At 59.0% G+C, this 17950-nt stretch carries 17 protein-coding genes and 1 tRNA gene; 16 read left to right on the top strand and 2 right to left on the bottom strand.

Annotated features, from left to right (window positions below):
* Positions 1-10 precede the first annotated feature (10 nt).
* The gene (locus ACP7AD_RS02015) at positions 11-1255 is read right to left on the bottom strand and encodes a nitronate monooxygenase (RefSeq protein ID WP_426144842.1); all 1245 of its coding nucleotides are present in this window, start codon (positions 1253-1255) and stop codon (positions 11-13) included.
* 245 nt (positions 1256-1500) lie between these two features.
* Here ACP7AD_RS02015 and ACP7AD_RS02010 point away from each other — a divergent pair, with 245 nt between their 5' ends.
* The 6 genes from ACP7AD_RS02010 to ACP7AD_RS01985 all read left to right on the top strand — a co-directional run bounded on the left by ACP7AD_RS02010 (position 1501) and on the right by ACP7AD_RS01985 (position 6756).
* Positions 1501-1791, top strand: a complete 291-nt coding sequence (locus ACP7AD_RS02010; protein WP_426165962.1) for a LysR substrate-binding domain-containing protein — start codon at positions 1501-1503, stop codon at positions 1789-1791.
* A 255-nt stretch (positions 1792-2046) separates the two neighbouring features.
* On the top strand, positions 2047-3039 hold the full coding sequence (locus ACP7AD_RS02005) for a sulfate ABC transporter substrate-binding protein (RefSeq protein ID WP_426144844.1): 993 nt from the start codon (positions 2047-2049) through the stop codon (positions 3037-3039).
* Positions 3040-3042: 3 nt separating this feature from the next.
* Positions 3043-3936, top strand: a complete 894-nt coding sequence (gene cysT, locus ACP7AD_RS02000; protein ID WP_426144846.1) for a sulfate ABC transporter permease subunit CysT — start codon at positions 3043-3045, stop codon at positions 3934-3936.
* Positions 3933-4841 (top strand): sulfate ABC transporter permease subunit CysW, encoded by a 909-nt coding sequence (gene cysW, locus ACP7AD_RS01995; protein WP_426144847.1) that lies wholly within the window; start codon positions 3933-3935, stop codon positions 4839-4841. The genes cysT and cysW overlap by 4 nt, the downstream gene beginning before the upstream one ends.
* Positions 4842-4864: 23 nt before the next feature.
* Positions 4865-5953, top strand: coding sequence for a sulfate/molybdate ABC transporter ATP-binding protein (locus tag ACP7AD_RS01990; RefSeq protein WP_426144849.1), 1089 nt, complete (start codon positions 4865-4867; stop codon positions 5951-5953).
* Between the two features lie 296 nt (positions 5954-6249).
* The gene (locus ACP7AD_RS01985) at positions 6250-6756 is read left to right on the top strand and encodes a disulfide bond formation protein B (RefSeq protein WP_426144850.1); all 507 of its coding nucleotides are present in this window, start codon (positions 6250-6252) and stop codon (positions 6754-6756) included.
* Between the two features lie 166 nt (positions 6757-6922).
* On the opposite strand, the gene ACP7AD_RS01980 is transcribed toward ACP7AD_RS01985, so the two are convergent.
* Positions 6923-8119, bottom strand: a complete 1197-nt coding sequence (locus ACP7AD_RS01980) for an amino acid aminotransferase (RefSeq protein WP_426144852.1) — start codon at positions 8117-8119, stop codon at positions 6923-6925.
* A 179-nt stretch (positions 8120-8298) separates the two neighbouring features.
* On the opposite strand from ACP7AD_RS01980, the gene uvrB reads away from it, so the two are divergent.
* The 10 genes from uvrB to ACP7AD_RS01930 all read left to right on the top strand — a co-directional run bounded on the left by uvrB (position 8299) and on the right by ACP7AD_RS01930 (position 17049).
* On the top strand, positions 8299-10407 hold the full coding sequence (gene uvrB, locus ACP7AD_RS01975) for an excinuclease ABC subunit UvrB (protein ID WP_426144854.1): 2109 nt from the start codon (positions 8299-8301) through the stop codon (positions 10405-10407).
* Between the two features lie 248 nt (positions 10408-10655).
* A complete protein-coding gene (gene iscR / locus ACP7AD_RS01970) occupies positions 10656-11192 on the top strand; it encodes a Fe-S cluster assembly transcriptional regulator IscR (protein WP_426144856.1) in 537 nt (178 codons plus the stop codon).
* 75 nt (positions 11193-11267) lie between these two features.
* Positions 11268-12485, top strand: a complete 1218-nt coding sequence (locus ACP7AD_RS01965) for an IscS subfamily cysteine desulfurase (protein WP_426144857.1) — start codon at positions 11268-11270, stop codon at positions 12483-12485.
* A gap of 69 nt (positions 12486-12554) precedes the next feature.
* Entirely contained in the window at positions 12555-12959 is a 405-nt protein-coding gene (iscU, locus tag ACP7AD_RS01960) for a Fe-S cluster assembly scaffold IscU (protein WP_426144859.1), read from the top strand.
* A gap of 27 nt (positions 12960-12986) precedes the next feature.
* Positions 12987-13310 carry an iron-sulfur cluster assembly protein IscA gene (gene iscA / locus ACP7AD_RS01955; RefSeq protein WP_029524668.1) on the top strand — a complete coding sequence of 108 codons (324 nt, stop codon included), beginning with the start codon at positions 12987-12989 and terminating at the stop codon, positions 13308-13310.
* A gap of 93 nt (positions 13311-13403) precedes the next feature.
* Complete coding sequence (gene hscB / locus ACP7AD_RS01950; RefSeq protein ID WP_426144860.1) at positions 13404-13922, top strand: Fe-S protein assembly co-chaperone HscB; 519 nt, start codon at positions 13404-13406, stop codon at positions 13920-13922.
* Positions 13923-13954: 32 nt separating this feature from the next.
* The gene (gene hscA / locus ACP7AD_RS01945; RefSeq protein ID WP_426144861.1) at positions 13955-15817 is read left to right on the top strand and encodes a Fe-S protein assembly chaperone HscA; all 1863 of its coding nucleotides are present in this window, start codon (positions 13955-13957) and stop codon (positions 15815-15817) included.
* Between the two features lie 38 nt (positions 15818-15855).
* Positions 15856-16194 (top strand): ISC system 2Fe-2S type ferredoxin, encoded by a 339-nt coding sequence (fdx, locus tag ACP7AD_RS01940; RefSeq protein ID WP_426144862.1) that lies wholly within the window; start codon positions 15856-15858, stop codon positions 16192-16194.
* Positions 16195-16220: 26 nt separating this feature from the next.
* Positions 16221-16943 (top strand): DNA polymerase III subunit epsilon, encoded by a 723-nt coding sequence (dnaQ, locus tag ACP7AD_RS01935; RefSeq protein WP_426144864.1) that lies wholly within the window; start codon positions 16221-16223, stop codon positions 16941-16943.
* 31 nt (positions 16944-16974) lie between these two features.
* A tRNA-Val gene (locus ACP7AD_RS01930) sits at positions 16975-17049 on the top strand.
* Positions 17050-17950 lie beyond the last annotated feature (901 nt).

The following is a 17950-nucleotide window of genomic DNA, read 5'->3' as shown; positions in this document are numbered from 1 at the left end:
GTGCGGGTGCTTACTCGGGCAGCATGACCTGGTTGTTCACGCTGAACTGATAGTCGCGAAAGATGTGCTCGGCGCTCAGGCCCAGATAGGTGCCGTCGGCCAGAAGGCGCGTCGTGTCCTTGAGACGGTAGGTGCTGCTGCCGCAGGTCCAGACGTTGTAGTTGCGCATGTGGGTGCACAGGCAGGTCTTGTCCATGACCACGATGTTCTTGCCGTCCGGGTGGATGGCGATTTGCTGGTTGTAGGCGGTGATGTAGGCGCAGTTGCCATTGCCGTCCAGCAGGTAGCCGTAGGACTCGCAATTGGGCCGGATGCCCGAGCCAATGGCCGGGGAATTCTTCAGCATGCGCATCGGATAGCCGGTTGGCGAGATGGTGTTGACCTCGATGTCGGCTTCGCTGGCGCGGAAGTATTCCTGCTTGTCCTTGGCCGGCAGGCCGCATTCGTTGGCGACGGTGAAGCGCGTCGCCACCTGTACCGCCGCCGCGCCGTTTTCCAGGAAACCGACCGCGTCGCTGCCGGTGAAGATGCCGCCGGCGGCGATCAGCGGAATGTCAAGCTGCTCGGCCTTCAGGAAGGCGGCAATCTCGGCCACGATGGTGGCCAGGTCGTATTTTTCCCAGTCCAGGCCAAAACCCAGGTGGCCGCCCGCCAGCGGGCCTTCGACGATCACGTAGTCGGGCCGCCGGTCCAGGCGCGATGTCTTGCGCAGGAACAGCTGCAGGGCGCGAACCGACGACACGATGATGCCTAGCTTGGCATCGCGAAAGCGCGCGTGTTCGGCCATCAGGCCGAACGAGCCCAGGTGCAGGCCGGCGCTCAGCGTGATGCCGTCAATGCCCGCGTCCAGCGCCGAATTGAGCCGCACTTCCAGCGTGTCGCGTGGCGAATTCATCGTCAGCTTTTCCATCACGTTGACGAACACCATGCCGTCGCCGCGCTTGGCTTCCATGGTTTTCCCGACATGCAGCTTGGTGGCTTCAGCCAGCTGGCCCAGGTCGAACTGCACGCTGCTCTTGTCGGAGTTGGCGATGTTGCTTTTGTAGAACTTCGTCTTGCCCTTGACGAATTCGGTATCAAAGCGCCGGTCGGACACGTCATGAATCAGCGCGTCGGAAATATGCCCGATACCGCCCAGGCGCGCCGCCTCCAGCGCCAGCTCGGCGGTGGAAATGTCAACGCCCATTCCGCCAATGATGATTGGCACCAGTTCCTTTTGGCCAAGTTTCAGGCGGAAGTCATCAACTCTTTTCATCGGAATCCTTGTGGCTAGGTGGGGTGAAGGCGCTTTCGTGCGCTTGAGCATTCCACAGCAATTTACGAGTCTGGGGGAATGCGTTTGTCAATACCCATAATGGTAATGCCTTGAACGGCCAGAGTCAGGACCGGCATGGAGTAAACGTCCGGGAAACAGGATTTGGATCAATGACTGTGCATTGCGTGGCCGTGCTGCAGGGCCTTGGCCGGTGCCGCTGAGCGGCGTTTTGCGTAATGGGGTGTTTGCGCCGCTTTCTTTTCATCAACCGCCAGACGCGAACACTGTCATTCGCAATGGCGGTGCTGGCCGGCACCGGCATCAGTTTTCTGCCGGACAGCCTGAGCCGGGCCGAACTGCAGGCGCAATCCCTGGTCTTGGTGCTGCCGGGCTGGGCGCCCAAGCCCGGCATGGTGCATGCCGTTTTTCCTTCGCGGCGTGGCCAGATACCTGCTGTGCGCAGCTTCCTGGACTTTCTGGGCCAGCACATGCGGGGCGATGAACTGTTCGGCACTGCATCGCCGCCTTTTTCATGAGCCCTGCTTTTTTATGCCAAATCGGAACTTTGCGCAATCACAGCGGGCTTGGGTAGCTATTTAAAAAATAGCATTAAATAGGTTCGGCGCTGTCTGCTTTGTAAAATTCAATCGAATTTCTTTATTCGATTTAATTAATAAATTAAGAGAAATATATTCTTTTGAGTTTTAAAGGTTTCGCGCCAGAATACGCGCTTCGCAAGCGGCGCATCAGCTATCCTTTCCAACTTTTCCTTCAGCCTTCCTGGAACCCGCATGACCTCTAAATTCAAGATCGCCCTGGCAACGCTGGCTTTGGCCGCCAGCGGCATCGTTTCAAGCCAGACCCTGCTGAACGGCTCGTATGACGTGGCGCGCGAGTTCTACAAAGACTACAACGCCGCCTTCGTCGCCCACTACAAGAAAACCACAGGCAAGGACGTGAAGATCGACCAGTCGCATGCCGGTTCCAGCGCCGTGGCGCGTTCGGTGGCCGACGGCCTGGACGCCGATGTGGTGACCATGAACACCTCGACCGACGTCGAATTCCTGGCCAATGCCGGCGTCGTGGCCAAGGACTGGGCCAAGCGCTTTCCGGGCAATGCCTCACCGACCACCTCGACCATGCTGTTCCTCGTGCGCAATGGCAATCCCAAGGGCATCAAGGACTGGGACGACCTGGTCAAGCCCGATATCAAGGTGATCGTGGTCAACCCCAAGACCGGCGGCAACGGCCGCTACACCTACCTGGCCGCCTGGGGCTACGCCAAGAAAAAGGGCGCGACCGACGCGCAGGCCGCCGAATTCGTCGGCAAGCTGTACAAGAACGTGCCGGTGCTGGGCAAGGGCGGGCGCGACGCGACTACGGCCTTCGTGCAGCGCAACATTGGCGATGTGCTGGTGACCTTCGAGTCGGAAGTGGTGTCGGTGAACAAGGAGTTCGGCGAAGGCAAGGTCGATGCGGTCTATCCGTCCATCAGCATCCTGGCCGAAAACCCGGTGGCGGTGGTGGAGCGCACCGTGGCCAAGAAGGGCACGGCTGCATTGGCCAAGGCTTACCTCGATTACCTGTATTCAGACGAAGGCCAGGAAATTGCCGCCAGGCATGCCATGCGCCCGTATTCGCAGGCGATCCTGAAAAAACATGTCGCCACCTTCAAGCTGATCCAGCTTTTCACGGTGCAGGAAATGTTCGGCTCGCTGAGCGAAGCGCAAAAAGTCCATTTCAATGACGGTGGCCAGTTCGACAAGCTCTACACCGTTCGCTAAAGCATGAATTCCTTGACTTCCGGGGCGCCATCCGCCGGGGTGGCGCCCCCTTTTCGTGCCAGCGCCAAAAGAACGCCGCAGCGCGTGTTGCCGGGTTTCAGGCTGACGTTGGGCTACACGGTGCTCTACCTCAGCCTGATCGTGCTGATTCCGATCACCGCGCTGTTCTTCAAGACCTTCACGCTGACCTGGGAGCAGTTCGTATTCGCCGTCACGTCGCCGCGTGTCATGGCGTCTTACCGGCTGACGTTTGGCGCGTCCTTGATTGCCGCGCTGGTCAACCTGGTGTTTGGCCTGCTGCTGGCCTGGGTGCTGGTGCGCTACAAGTTTCCGGGTAAAAAAATCGTCGATGCGCTGGTCGATCTGCCGTTCGCGCTGCCGACCGCCGTGGCCGGCATCTCGCTGACGGCTTTGCTGGCCGGCAATGGCTGGCTGGGCCAGTACCTGGAGCCCATGGGCATCAAGCTGGCCTTCACTCCGGCCGGCGTGGTGATTGCGCTGATTTTCGTCGGCATGCCGTTTGTCGTGCGTACGGTGCAGCCGGTGCTTGAAGACGCGGAAAAGGAGCTTGAGGAAGCCGCCACGGCGCTGGGCGCGAATCGTTTCCAGATTTTCACCAAGGTGATTTTTCCGCACATCGCGCCGGCTTTGTTGACGGGTTTTGCCATGGCGTTTGCGCGCGCGATTGGTGAATACGGATCGGTGATTTTCATCGCTGGCAACATGCCGATGGTGTCCGAGATCACGCCGCTGATCATCATCGGCAAACTGGAACAGTACGACTATGCTGGCGCCACCGCTGTGGCGGTGGTGATGCTGGTGATTTCCTTCGTCCTGCTGCTGGTGATCAATGCGCTGCAAACCTGGCAGCGCAAAACCACCGGAGCCGCATCATGAGCAGTCCGTCTTCCCAACCAATTCGCCGGGCCAAGTCCGGCACCACTGAAGCGCCGTGGGTCCGCTACCTGCTCATCACGGTGGCGCTGCTGTTCGTGCTGCTGTTCCTGATCCTGCCGCTGGCTGCCGTGTTCACCGAGGCGCTGCGCAAGGGTTTTGGCGCCTACCTTGAGGCCCTGAAGGAGCCCGACGCCTGGTCGGCCATCCAGCTCACCTTGATTGCCGCCGCGATTGCCGTGCCGCTGAACCTGGTGTTTGGCGTGGCCGCCGCCTGGGCGATTGCCAAGTACGAGTTTCGCGGCAAGTCCTTTCTGACGACCTTGGTCGATCTGCCGTTCTCGGTTTCGCCGGTCGTGGCCGGCCTGATGTACGTGCTGCTGTTCGGCGCGCAGGGCTGGTTCGGGCCGTGGCTGCAGGCGCATGACATCAAGATCATCTTTGCCGTGCCGGGCATCGTGCTGGCAACCGTGTTTGTGACCTTTCCCTTCATCGCGCGCGAGCTGATTCCGCTGATGCAGGCGCAGGGCAACGACGAGGAGCAGGCCGCCATCGTGCTGGGCGCTACCGGCTGGCAGACCTTCTGGCGCGTCACGCTGCCCAACATCAAGTGGGGCCTGATTTACGGCGTGATTTTGTGCAATGCGCGCGCCATGGGCGAGTTCGGCGCGGTGTCGGTGGTGTCCGGCCATATTCGCGGGCAGACCAACACCTTGCCGCTGCATGTGGAAATTCTCTACAACGAATACCAGTCGGTCGCCGCCTTCGCCGTGGCGTCGCTGCTGGCCATCCTGGCGCTGGTCACGCTGGCCATCAAGTCGGTAGCCGAATGGCGCCATGATGCTGAAATGAAAGCGGCGGCTCAATTGCCGCCCGAGCGGCCGCAAGCTGTTGCTGGCATTCGTTGAAAACACGCTGGAAAAAATAAATCATGGGTATCGAAATTCGCAACGTCAGCAAGCAGTTCGGCAACTTCCAGGCCTTGAGTGACGTGAGCCTGGACATTGAAGCGGGCGAACTCGTCGCCTTGCTCGGCCCCTCGGGCTGCGGCAAGACCACGCTGCTGCGCATCATCGCCGGGCTGGAAACGCCAGACCAGGGCAGCATTTTTTTCAGCGGCGAGGACACCACCGACGTGCATGTGCGCGAGCGCGGGGTCGGTTTTGTGTTCCAGCATTACGCGCTGTTTCGCCACATGACGGTGTTCGAGAACGTCGCCTTCGGCCTGCGCGTCAAGCCGCGCAGCCAGCGTCCGAGTGAAGCGCAGATCAAGGAAAAGGTGCATTCGCTGCTCAGCCTGGTGCAGCTCGACTGGCTGGCCGACCGCTTTCCGTCGCAACTGTCCGGTGGCCAGCGCCAGCGCATCGCCCTGGCGCGGGCGCTGGCGGTCGAGCCCAAGGTGCTGCTGCTCGACGAGCCCTTCGGCGCGCTCGATGCCAAGGTGCGCAAGGAGTTGCGCCGCTGGCTGCGCCGCCTGCACGACGACCTGCATGTCACCAGCATTTTTGTCACGCACGACCAGGAAGAAGCACTGGAAGTCGCCGACCGCGTGGTGTTGATGAACGCCGGCAAGGTCGAGCAGATCGGCTCACCGCAGCAGGTCTGGGACCATCCGGCGAGTCCGTTTGTCTATGGTTTTTTGGGCGACGTGAACCTGTTCCATGGCCGCGCCCATGAAGGCGAGGTGCATCTGGAAGGCTTGACACTGGACTCGCCCGAGCACAGCGGCGCGCAAAACGCCAAGGCCTTTGCCTATGTGCGGCCGCACGATTTCGAGGTGGCGCGTTATGCGCCCGGCGCCGACGGCATGCATGCCACGCTGGACCGCGCGATTGTCATCGGGCCGATTGCCCGGCTGGAGCTGATTCCGGTTGACGCGCCCAAGCAGTCCGCCGACTCCCTGATTGAAGTGCAAATGCCATCGCAAAAGTTCAGGGACATGGGGCTGAAGGAGGGCGACAAGCTGGTGCTGATGCCGCGCAAGGCGCGTGTTTTTGTCGAGGCGGGCGAAGGCATTTGAGGCCAGGGGCTGCCTGGGCCCGTCAGAGCGTATTCGTTTTTACCGGAAAACGAAATTTCAGCATCAAATATGCATCTGGCGCTTGCTTGGCAAGCGTAAGCAGCTATAAATTCAGTAGCAAAAAGCTTATCAATCCCATCGAGTGGTGCGTCCTGCATGTGCAGGACAAAGACCTTTGCAGGTGCGATTGAGCCGCCGGACTATTCCGGGGCCTAAACGCTGGCGGGAACTAATCCCGGGCGGGTTCAACGAACCATCGGACAATCCATAAATTGACTAAACAAAGAGGGACTTGAATGTTTTTGACGTATTTCGACACCATGCCGCGCCGCTTGCTGGCTCTGACGGCTGCGGTGTGCGCGCTGCTGCTGGCTTTTGGTCTTTATCTGCAGCATGTGGTGGGGCTGGAGCCTTGCCCGATGTGCATCGTGCAGCGCTATGCGCTGGTGCTGGTCGCCATCGTTGCGGGCGTGAGTGCCTTGAGCGCCCGGCGCAATTTCCTGATCAGCGGGGCTAGTGTGCTGGTGTTGCTGTCGGGTTTTGGCGCTTTCGTGGCGGCGCGGCAAAGTTTTTTGCAGTGGTATCCGCCGGAAATCGTTTCCTGCGGCCGTGATTTCTACGGAATGATCGAAACCTTTCCGCTCAAACGCTCGATTCCGATGATCTTCAAGGGCAGTGGCGACTGCACCGCGATTGACTGGACTTTTCTGGGCGGCTCGATTGCCAACTGGTCCTTTGTCAGCTTTGTCTTGATAGGCGCAGTGGCGCTGATGCTGCTCGTCAGACAGGCCCGCCAGCGCTGATACGGCGCCTGGGCTGCCATCGTTGCTTTAATTGCTATTGAAAATATAGCTGCCTACGCTTGTGCTGTATGCGCAAGCGGGTGATTTTATGTAAAAAATGCCAGTCAGCGCCGGGCTGACTGGCATGGGCTTGAACAGGCGCTTTTTCGGGACGCCCCCGGCCGCTTTAGATCACCTTGGCAATCGATGCGCAGACATAGTCGATGTTCTTGCTGTTCAGCGCGGCCACGCACATGCGGCCGGTGTCTAGGCCGTACACGCCAAACTCATTGCGCAGGCGCACCATCTGGTCCTTGTTCAAACCGGAATAGCTGAACATGCCGATCTGCTTCGTGATGAAGCCCATGTCTTCCATCACGCCGGCCGCCTTCAGGCCATCGACCAGCTTGTGGCGCATGGCCTTGATGCGCACGCGCATTTCGCCCAGTTCCTTTTCCCACAGCGCGCGCAGCTCGGGCGTGTTCAGCACCATGGCGACCACCGTGCCGCCGTGGATCGGCGGGTTGCTGTAATTGGTGCGAATGACGATCTTGAGCTGGCTCAGCACGCGGCCCGTTTCTTCCTTGTCGCTGCACACCACGCTCAGCGCGCCGACGCGCTCGCCATACAGGCTGAAACTCTTGGAAAACGAGGTGGAGACAAAAAAGCTCAGGCCGGCGGCGACAAACTTGCCTACCACCGCGCCATCTTCAGTCAGGCCGTAGCCGAAACCCTGGTAGGCCATGTCCAGGAAGGGCGTCAGGTTCCTGGCCTTGACGGCGGCGATCACGTCGTCCCATTGTTCAGGGGTGATGTCGTAACCGGTCGGGTTGTGGCAGCAGGCATGCAGCACGACGATGGTGCCGGCAAGCGCGGCGTTCAGCGCGGCCAGCATGCCGTCGAAGTTGATACCGCGCGTGGCCGCGTCGTAATACGGATAACTTTCGACCGTGAAGCCGGCGTTCGTGAACAGTGCGCGGTGGTTTTCCCAGCTCGGGTCGCTGATCAGGACCTTGGCATTTGGGTTCAGGTGCTTCAAAAAGTCGGCGCCGACCTTCAGGCCGCCGGTGCCGCCGATGCACTGCACCGTGGCGACGCGGCCCGAGATGACGGGCTCGCTGTCGGCGCCAAACACCAGGGCCTTGACGGCCGAGTCGTAGGCGGCAAGGCCGTCGATGGGCAGGTAGCCGCGGGCCTTGGGCGATTCCATCATCTGCTTTTCAGCAATCCGGACGCATTCGAGCAGCGGGAGCTTGCCGTTGTCGTCGTAGTAAACGCCCACGCCCAGGTTGACCTTGGCAGGGTTGGTGTCGGCGCCAAACTGTTCGTTCAGGCCCAGGATCGGGTCGCGCGGTGCCATTTCGACGGCGGTAAACAAAGACATGGAATATCCTTAAGTGTGAAAAATGTGCCTTGAACAAGTCGATCAAGGCGAATAGCACCGGTGGTCGTCCCGGCAGCGGTCTGGTCGTCGGAAGGCGGGGATTGCAATTCCCGACTTCGCCCGAATGTCATAGTGTGTTTAATTGCCCCGGATTTTAACGGGGCCTGAATAGGGTTTTTATGCTAGACATCATGGAAGTCACGGCTGACGCGACGGACGCCGGCGGCGTAGGCCAGTTCATCCGTTTTCCGGATTCGCCGTTCGAGCTGTTTCAGCCCTACCTGCCGGCCGGCGACCAGCCGCAGGCCATCGACAAGCTGGTGGAAGGCGTGCGGGACGGCGAGGTTTTTCAGACCCTGCTCGGCGTGACCGGCTCGGGCAAGACCTTCACCATGGCCAATGTGATTGCGCGGCTGGGCCGCCCAGCCATCGTGTTTGCGCCGAACAAGACACTGGCCGCTCAGCTGTACAGCGAATTCCGCGAGTTCTTCCCGAAAAACGCGGTCGAGTATTTCGTCAGCTACTACGACTACTACCAGCCCGAGGCCTATGTGCCGCAGCGCGACCTGTTCATTGAAAAGGACTCGGCCATCAACGAGCACATCGAACAGATGAGGCTGTCGGCGACCAAAAGCGTGCTGGAGCGGCGCGACACCATCATCGTCGCCACCGTCAGCGCCATTTACGGCATTGGTGCGCCCGAGGATTACACGCAGATGCGTTTCATTGCCCGCATTGGCGACAAGATGGGCCAGCGCGACGTGATTGCGCGGCTGATCCGCATGCAGTACAGCCGCAATGACGCTGATTTTTCACGCGGCACCTTCCGCGTGCGTGGCGATGTGATCGACGTTTTTCCGGCCGAGCATTCGGAACTGGCGATCCGCATCGAGCTGTTTGACGACGAAATTGAAACCCTGCAACTGTTCGACCCGCTGACCGGCCGCATCCGGCAGAAAATCCCGCGCTTCGTGGTGTACCCGAAAAGTCATTACGTCACGCCGCGCGACAAGGTGATGACGGCGGTGGAAACCATCAAGCTGGAGTTGTCGGAGCGGGTAGGGCAGTTCATCGCTGAAGGCAAGCTGATCGAGGCCCAGCGTATCGAGCAGCGCACCCGGTTCGACCTGGAAATGCTGGGCGAGATCGGCCACTGCAAGGGGATTGAAAACTACACCCGCCACCTGAGCGGCGCGCCGCCGGGCTCGGCGCCTTCGACCCTGTGTGATTACATGCCCAAGGATGCGGTGATGTTTCTTGACGAAAGCCACGTCATGATTGGCCAGCTCAACGCCATGTACAACGGCGACCGGTCGCGCAAGACGACGCTGGTCGAATACGGTTTCAGACTGCCCAGCGCGCTGGACAACCGGCCGCTCAAGTTCGAGGAATTCGAAACCAAGATGCGGCAGGCGATTTTTGTCTCCGCCACGCCGGCGGCTTACGAAAACGAGCATGCCGGACAGGTGGTTGAGCAGGTCGTGCGGCCGACCGGGCTGGTCGATCCGCAGGTGGAGGTGCGCCCGGCAACGCATCAGGTCGATGACGTGCTGCAGGAAATCCGGATTCGCGTGGAGATCAACGAACGCGTGCTGATCACCACGCTGACCAAGCGCATGGCCGAGCAACTCACCGACTACCTGACCGAAAACGGCGTCAAGGTGCGCTATCTGCACAGCGATGTGGAAACGGTCGAGCGGGTCGAGATTTTGCGCGACCTGCGGCTAGGAACTTTCGATGTGCTGGTCGGCATCAACCTGCTGCGCGAGGGGCTGGACATTCCCGAGGTGTCGCTGGTGGCGATTCTGGACGCCGACAAGGAAGGCTTCCTGCGCTCGGAGCGCAGCCTGATCCAGACGATTGGCCGCGCCGCTCGCAACCTGAACGGCCGGGCGATTTTGTACGCCGATCGGGTCACCGACTCGATGAAGATGGCGATGGGCGAAACCGAACGCCGGCGCAACAAGCAACTGGCCTTCAACACCCTGCACGGCATCACACCGCGCAGCATCGTCAAGCGCATCAAGGACCTGATCGACGGCGTGTACAGCGAAAAATCTGGCAAGGATGCGCAAAAGCTGGAAATGCAAAAGGCGCTGGTCGAGGACATGAGCGAAAAAGACATTGCGCGTGAAATCAAGCGGCTTGAAAAGCAGATGGTCGAACATGCAAAAAACCTGGAGTTCGAAAAGGCAGCCCGTGTGCGCGACCAGCTGCATGTGCTGAAGGAGCAGGCTTTTGGTGCGCCCGGAACTGACAATGTGGTGCCAATTTCCTCGGTGGCTTGAAGTTGCCATGGCCCGATCGAGTCTTTGGGGTGTTGATTTGATTGGGGTTATTACCGCGAGCCACGGTGCACCGGCGTGCGAAAAATGACCCTGCATGGTATACTTGATTAAATTAGTCAGGAACCTGAAAGCAACAAAAAAAACTTCCGTCAGCTCTGAAGTTGGCCGGAATGTTGAGGGACAGTTCCCTGAAAGCCACAAGCTTTCGGGGCCAAAACGACAGTCAAGCACACTTGAAGGAGCTTGTTATGCGTCTTACAACCAAAGGCCGTTTCGCGGTCACCGCGATGATTGACTTGGGGCTGCGCCAGAATAACGGTCCGGTTACGCTGGCAGCGATCAGCCAGCGTCAGCAGATCTCGCTGTCCTACTTGGAGCAGTTGTTCGGCAAGCTGCGCCGCCATGAACTGGTCGAGTCCACCCGTGGACCGGGCGGCGGCTATACGCTGGGCCGCAAGGCGTCTGAAATCACTGTCGCCGACATCATCGTGTCGGTAGACGAACCCATTGACGCCACCCAGTGCGGCGGCAAGGAAAATTGCCAGGACGATGGCACCCGCTGCATGACGCATGACCTCTGGTCTTCGCTGAACACCCGCATGGTCGAGTTCCTTGATTCGGTCAGCTTGCAAAAGCTGGTCGATGACCAACTGGCTAAGGGCGTGATGGTTGAAAGCACGCCACAGGTCAAAAAGGCCGTTTTTGCATCGCCCATCGGCAAGCCATTACGCGTGAATGCGCCTAATTCCGTGTTCGCACTGGGCAACGCTTTTTCCAAATCCTGACGGATTCGAAACACATCGCCGCCTCACCACCGTTTTACCAAGTCGCCAGCCCGTAAAAATAAGAAAGTTTGCTTTATGGAAACCCCACACTTCCCGATTTACATGGACTACAGCTCTACCAATCCTTGCGATCCTCGGGTGGTGGATGCGATGGTTCCCTGGTTGCGCGAGCATTTTGGCAATCCCGCGTCACGCAGTCACGCCTGGGGCTGGGAGGCTGAGGCCGTGGTGGAAAAATCTCGCGAGCAGGTAGCTGCATTGATCGGCGCCGACCCGCGCGAGATTGTCTGGACCAGCGGCGCGACCGAATCGAACAACCTGGCGCTCAAGGGCGCGGCGCATTTCTACAAGTCCAAGGGCAAGCACCTCATCACGGTCAGGACCGAGCACAAGGCCGTGCTTGACACCTGCCGCGAACTGGAGCGCCAAGGCTTTGAGGTTACTTATCTGGATGTCCAGGCTGACGGTTTGCTGAACCTGGACGTGCTCAAGGCGGCGATTCGCCCTGACACGATTTTGGTCAGCGTCATGTTCGTCAATAACGAAATCGGCGTGATCCAGGACATGGCCGCCATCGGTACGATCTGCCGCGAAAAAGGCATCATTTTCCACTCGGACGCCGCGCAAGCCACCGGCCGCGTTGACATCGATTTGGCCAGCCTGCCGATCGATTTGATGAGCCTGACCTCGCACAAGACCTACGGGCCCAAGGGCATTGGCGCACTGTATGTGCGTCGCAAGCCGCGGGTGCGCTTGGAAGCGCAGATGCACGGTGGCGGTCACGAGCGCGGCATGCGTTCAGGCACCTTGCCGACGCACCAAATCGCCGGCATGGGTGAGGCTTACCGCATTGCCAAGGCCGAGATGCATGAGGAAAACCAGCGTATCCGGGTATTGCATGAGCGCATGCTCAACGGCCTGAAGGATGTCGAGGAAGTGTTTCTCAATGGCCACGCTGAAAAGCGCGTGCCGCACAACCTGAACATGAGCTTCAACTATGTCGAAGGCGAGTCGCTGATCATGGGCATCAAGGGCCTGGCAGTGTCGAGCGGTTCCGCCTGCACCTCGGCCAGCCTGGAGCCCAGCTATGTGCTGCGCGCCTTGGGCCGCAGCGACGAGCTGGCACACAGCAGCCTGCGCATGACGATTGGTCGCTGGACGACGGAAGAAGAAATCGACTACGCCGTTGCCACCATCAAGGAAAACGTGGCTAAGCTGCGCGACCTGTCGCCGCTGTGGGAAATGTTCAAGGATGGCGTTGACCTGTCCACCATCCAGTGGGCGGCCCACTAATCAAACAGGCATTCAGATGGCGCTGAACCCGTCATTTGCCCGATAACCAGAATTCAAGGAGTTAATTCAATGGCTTACAGCGAAAAAGTGGTGGATCACTATGAAAATCCCCGGAATGTCGGCTCTTTTGAAAAAGGCGATGAAACGGTAGGCACCGGCATGGTCGGCGCACCGGCTTGTGGCGACGTGATGAAGCTGCAGATCAAGGTGAACCCGGTCACCGGCGTGATTGAGGATGCGCGCTTCAAAACCTACGGCTGCGGCTCGGCCATTGCCTCCAGTTCACTCGTGACCGAATGGGTCAAGGGCAAGACGCTGGACCAGGCGGCGAGTATCAAGAACAGTGCCATTGCCGAGGAACTGGCATTGCCGCCTGTGAAAATTCACTGCTCCATCCTCGCGGAAGACGCCATCAAGGCGGCGGTGAACGATTACAAGCAAAAGCACCTGCCGGCCGCTGCATCCGCGCACTGATCAACCTGTTTATTTCGAGCGATTTACATGTCCGTTACCCTTACCGACGCAGCCGCCCGCCACGTGACCCGCTACATCAGCAAACGTGGCAGGGGCGTGGGTGTGCGCTTGGGCGTCAAGACCACTGGCTGTTCCGGCCTGGCTTACAAGCTGGAATATGCCGATGAAATCGCGCCCGAAGATGTCGTGTTCGAAGACAACGGCGTGAAGGTGCTGGTCGATCCCAAAAGCATGGCCTATATCGACGGCACCCAGCTTGACTTTGTGCGCGAAGGCCTGAATGAAGGCTTCAAGTTCATCAATCCCAACGAGCGTGACCGCTGCGGCTGCGGCGAGAGTTTTCGCGTCTGAGCGGCAAACGGACAACATTCTTACCGCGCCGCATCGCGCGTCCAATTTCTCAAACGCCGCCTTCACTGACCGTGCTGGCGGCTTTTTCATTCCATGAACCTTCAATCCAACGACTTCGAGCTTTTTGGCGTTCCCATGCAGTTTGCCCAGGACCGGGCGCAACTCGATGCGCGCTGGAAAGAGCTGCAGCGCGAAGCCCATCCTGACAAGTTTACAGGGCAGGGACCAGCGGCGCAGCGTCTGGCCATGCAATGGTCTGTCCGAATCAACGAGGCGTATCAGCGGCTCAAGGACCCGCTCAAGCGAGCCAGTTATTTGTGCGAACTGCACGGCGCGCCGATCAATGCCGAGAACAACACCACCATGCCTGGCGTCTTCCTGATGCAGCAAATGGAATGGCGCGAAGCGCTGGAAGATGCCGAGAGCATCGATGATCTGGATAAAATTGCCCTGGAGTCCAAGACCGGTCAGCATGAACAGCTATTAAAAATAGAGCAAACGCTGGATCAGGAAAAAGATTTTTCCGAAGCCGCGCAACAGGTCAGAAGCCTCATGTTCATCGAACGCTTTGCCCGCGAGGTCGATGCCCGCATCGATCTGCTGGAACAATAAGACATTCACGAAACTCAGTAAAGAACAGCGCCATGGCACTTTTGCAATTATCCGAACCCGGCCAGACGCCAGACCCGCACCAGCGGCGAATCGCCATCGGCATTGACCTCGGCACCACCCATTCGCTGGTGGCCAGTGTGCGCAATGGGCTGTCAGAGTGCCTGCCCGATGACCAGGGACAGGTATTGTTGCCAAGCGTCGTGCGTTACCTTGAGGGCGGGCGGACGCAAATTGGCTCTGATGCGCTCACGGCCCAGGTTGACGACCCGTGCAACACGATTTCTTCGGTCAAGCGGCTGATGGGGAGGGGCATTGACGACATTGGCAACCGCGAGCAGATGCCTTACCGCTTCATCGACAAGCCCGGCATGGTCACGCTGCAAACCGTGGCCGGTGAAAAAAGCCCGGTCGAAGTCAGTGCCGAGATTCTGGCGTCGCTCAGGCAGCGTGCCGAGGACACTTTTGACGATGACATCTATGGCGCCGTGATCACCGTGCCCGCCTATTTTGACGATGCCCAGCGCCAGGCGACGAAGGATGCGGCGCAACTGGCCCGATTGAACGTGCTGCGCCTGATCAACGAGCCGACCGCCGCAGCCATTGCCTACGGACTGGACAATGCCAGCGAAGGCGTCTATGCGGTCTATGACCTGGGCGGTGGAACGTTTGACATTTCCATCCTGCGCTTGTCCCAAGGGGTGTTCGAAGTGGTCTCGACCGGCGGGGATTCCGCGCTGGGTGGCGATGATTACGACCGCGCCCTGGTTGACTGGACCCTGGCCAAGGGCGGGGTGACCGCCGATACGCTGAGCGCGTCTGACAAGGCTGTCCTGCAGAAAACAGCGCGTGCTTGCAAAGAGGCGTTGTCCACGGCCTCATCGGTACCCTTTTCTGTTCGCTTGTCCAAGGCATCCATCACTTTTGAAATGAAGGCCGCTGATTTTGAAGCAGCCTCGGCGCATCTTACCCAGCACACCCTGGCTGCCGTGCGCAAGGCCTTGCGCGACGCCGGCCTTAACCGTGACGAAATCGATGGCGTGGTGATGGTTGGCGGATCAACCCGCATGCCGCAGGTGCGCAAGGCCGTCGCAACTTTTTTCGGACGCGAACCGCTGGTCAATCTCAACCCCGACGAAGTGGTGGCGCTGGGGGCGGCCATTTCTGCTAATCAACTGGCGGGAAACAATGCGGGCGACGACCTCTTGCTGCTCGATGTGATTCCCCTGTCGCTGGGCGTTGAAACCATGGGCGGGCTGGTCGAGCGCATCGTGCCGCGCAACCAGACCATTCCCACGGCCATGGCGCAGGATTTCACCACTTACCAGGATGGCCAGACCGCGTTGGCGCTGCATGTGGTGCAGGGCGAGCGCGATCTGGTGGCTGACTGCCGCAGTCTGGCGCGTTTTGAACTGCGCGGTATTCCGCCCATGGTCGCTGGCGCCGCGCGCATCCGCGTGACGTTCACGGTGGATGCCGATGGCCTGCTCAGCGTCAATGCCAGGGAACAGATCAGCGGCGTCGAAGCGCAAATCGACGTGAAGCCTTCGTATGGCCTGTCGGACGATGAAATCGCCCGCATGCTGCAAGACAGTTTTTCAACCGCCCAGCAAGACATGCGCGCGCGTGCGCTGGTGGAGGCGCAGGTCGATGCGGACCGCATGATCCTGGCGATTCAAGGCGCACTGCACGCTGATGCGGACCTGCTCAGTTCAAGCGACCGTGCGCAGACGGCCAGCTTGATTGCTGCGCTGGCCGATGCCCGTGTCAACGGCGATGCCGCGTCCATCGAGGCCGCAACGCAGGCGCTTGCCAAAGGAACCGAAGCTTTTGCAGCCCAGCGCATGAACCGGGGCATCCAGAAAGCCCTGGCCGGAAAGAACATCGAGTCGGTCTGAACACGTTGCCGCACTCTTATTACCCACAGATCGACACCATGCCAATCATCAAGATTCTTCCCCATCCCGAATACTGTCCGCAAGGCGCTGAAATCTTGGCGCCGGCAGGTACTTCCATCTGCGAAGCGCTGCTCGACAACAAGATCAACATCGAGCATGCCTGTGACCTGAGTTGCGCCTGCACGACCTGCCATGTCATCGTGCGCGAGGGATTCAGGTCGCTCAATGCGATGGACGAAAGCGAGGAAGACCTGCTCGACCGGGCCTGGGGCCTGGAGCCCAATTCACGCCTGAGCTGCCAGGCTTTTCTGGCGCAGTCGGATGTCACCGTGGAAATCCCCAGGTATTCAATCAACCATGCCAAGGAAAACCACTAAATGCGTTCAATGCGAGAACCCTGACCATGCGCCAAATTGTTCTAGATACTGAAACCACGGGCCTTTCTGCCGAAAACGGCGACCGCATCATTGAAATCGGCTGCGTGGAACTGGTCGCGCGCAAGTTAACCGGCAGCAACAAGCACTTTTACCTCAATCCCGGCCGCGACAGCCACGAAGATGCACTGAAGGTTCATGGCATCAGCAATGAATTCCTGAAAGACAAGCCCAAGTTTTCAGCCGTGGCGGACGAACTGCTTGACTACCTGCAAGGCGCCGAGGTGATCATTCACAACGCACCTTTCGATGTGAGTTTCCTGAACAAGGAACTCGAATTGATCGGCCGGGAACACATCATGCATTGGGTGGCGAAGGTCACGGACAGCCTGATGATGGCCAAGGAGATGTTCCCGGGCAAGCGAAATTCGCTCAATGCCCTGTGCGATCGCCTTGAAGTCGACAATTCGGGCCGTACCCTGCACGGAGCCTTGCTGGACGCCGAATTGCTGGCAGATGTGTACATCAACCTGACACGCGGCCAGAACAGCCTGATGATGGACATCGGCGGCCCGGTGGATGCAGGCGATGACGAACCCATGATTGACCTGCGCCTTTTCGACCTGCCGGTTATGGTGGCGAGCGACAAGGAAATGGAGGCACATGAAAAAGTCCTGGCGATGCTCGACAAGGCCAGCCGAGGAAAAACGATCTGGCGGGTAGAAACCTCAGCAATCGTAAATAATGCCTGAAAAGCGGCATATAATCGAAAGCTGACCGATAGGGCGGTTAGCTCAGGGGTAGAGCACTGCATTCACACTGCAGGGGTCGCAAGTTCGAAACTTGCACCGCCCACCAAAATAAATAATGAAATCAAGGACTTAGCTTTATGGCCAAGTCCTTTTTTTATGCCTGTACGGAAATAGTACGGAAAAGCTTTTCTGTTTCTCTTGCCATTTCATCCAATAAATTTGTAGATGTCAGTGTTGATCGGTGCCAAGAGGGATCAAGTAGGTGACAAAAACCATGACGTTGATCGGGCAGTCGAACACTCCTTTAGCGGTAGTTTCTTAAAGCCGAAGATAAAGGTTGATTTCCTGGCCGGCGTTCAAAGCGCCCAGCAGCGTGGCGAGTTCGGCTGGTGGGGCAGTTTCTGCAAAGGCTGCCTAGCAGCGCGCAAGCCAACAGCCCGGGGTCAGCTGCGCGCGCACCGCGCGTAGCAGGCGCGGCCAGCACGGCAGCGCCTGCTGCGCTGCTTGTTTTTTTTTCCACTTCAGGTGGTGCTGACTGTTGGCGCCAACGCGGTTTTGATCTAGGCTACCGATTTCAACTAACCCATGTGAGGCCAGCAAGATCCAACGCTGAGCCTGGATTTTTCGGGTGTGCGGATGGGGAAGTTATTTTCGGCAGCTTGGATCAATTCGTCGTCGGCACCAACACCCTTCCTGAAATGGCGGATGTTTAAACCACAAGATTTGGCTGAAAATCGCGCCAAACTTCGGCAATGCAGCGAAACCCGTCGGTGGCAAGTACCCGCTTTACGGTAACCCAATTGCACGATTTGGGGTATCGTTCAGCAGTCGTTCACGGCAGTCTCCAACGTGGCCAAAGCGGGCATACGCCACAGTTAAAAGCGGACGCTCAACTAAAGTGGACCCCGGATTTGAGACAGCGGTTTAAGCAGGACACTGTCGCAAGAAATGGGTAAATCATGAGTGAATCGAAGAAACGCAAAGTGCACCTGCCGGAGTTCAAGGCG

Source organism: Polaromonas sp. DSP2-3-2b2, from assembly GCF_049895905.1.
Lineage (GTDB): Bacteria > Pseudomonadota > Gammaproteobacteria > Burkholderiales > Burkholderiaceae_C > Polaromonas.
This window is presented reverse-complemented; position numbering and strand designations above follow the sequence as displayed.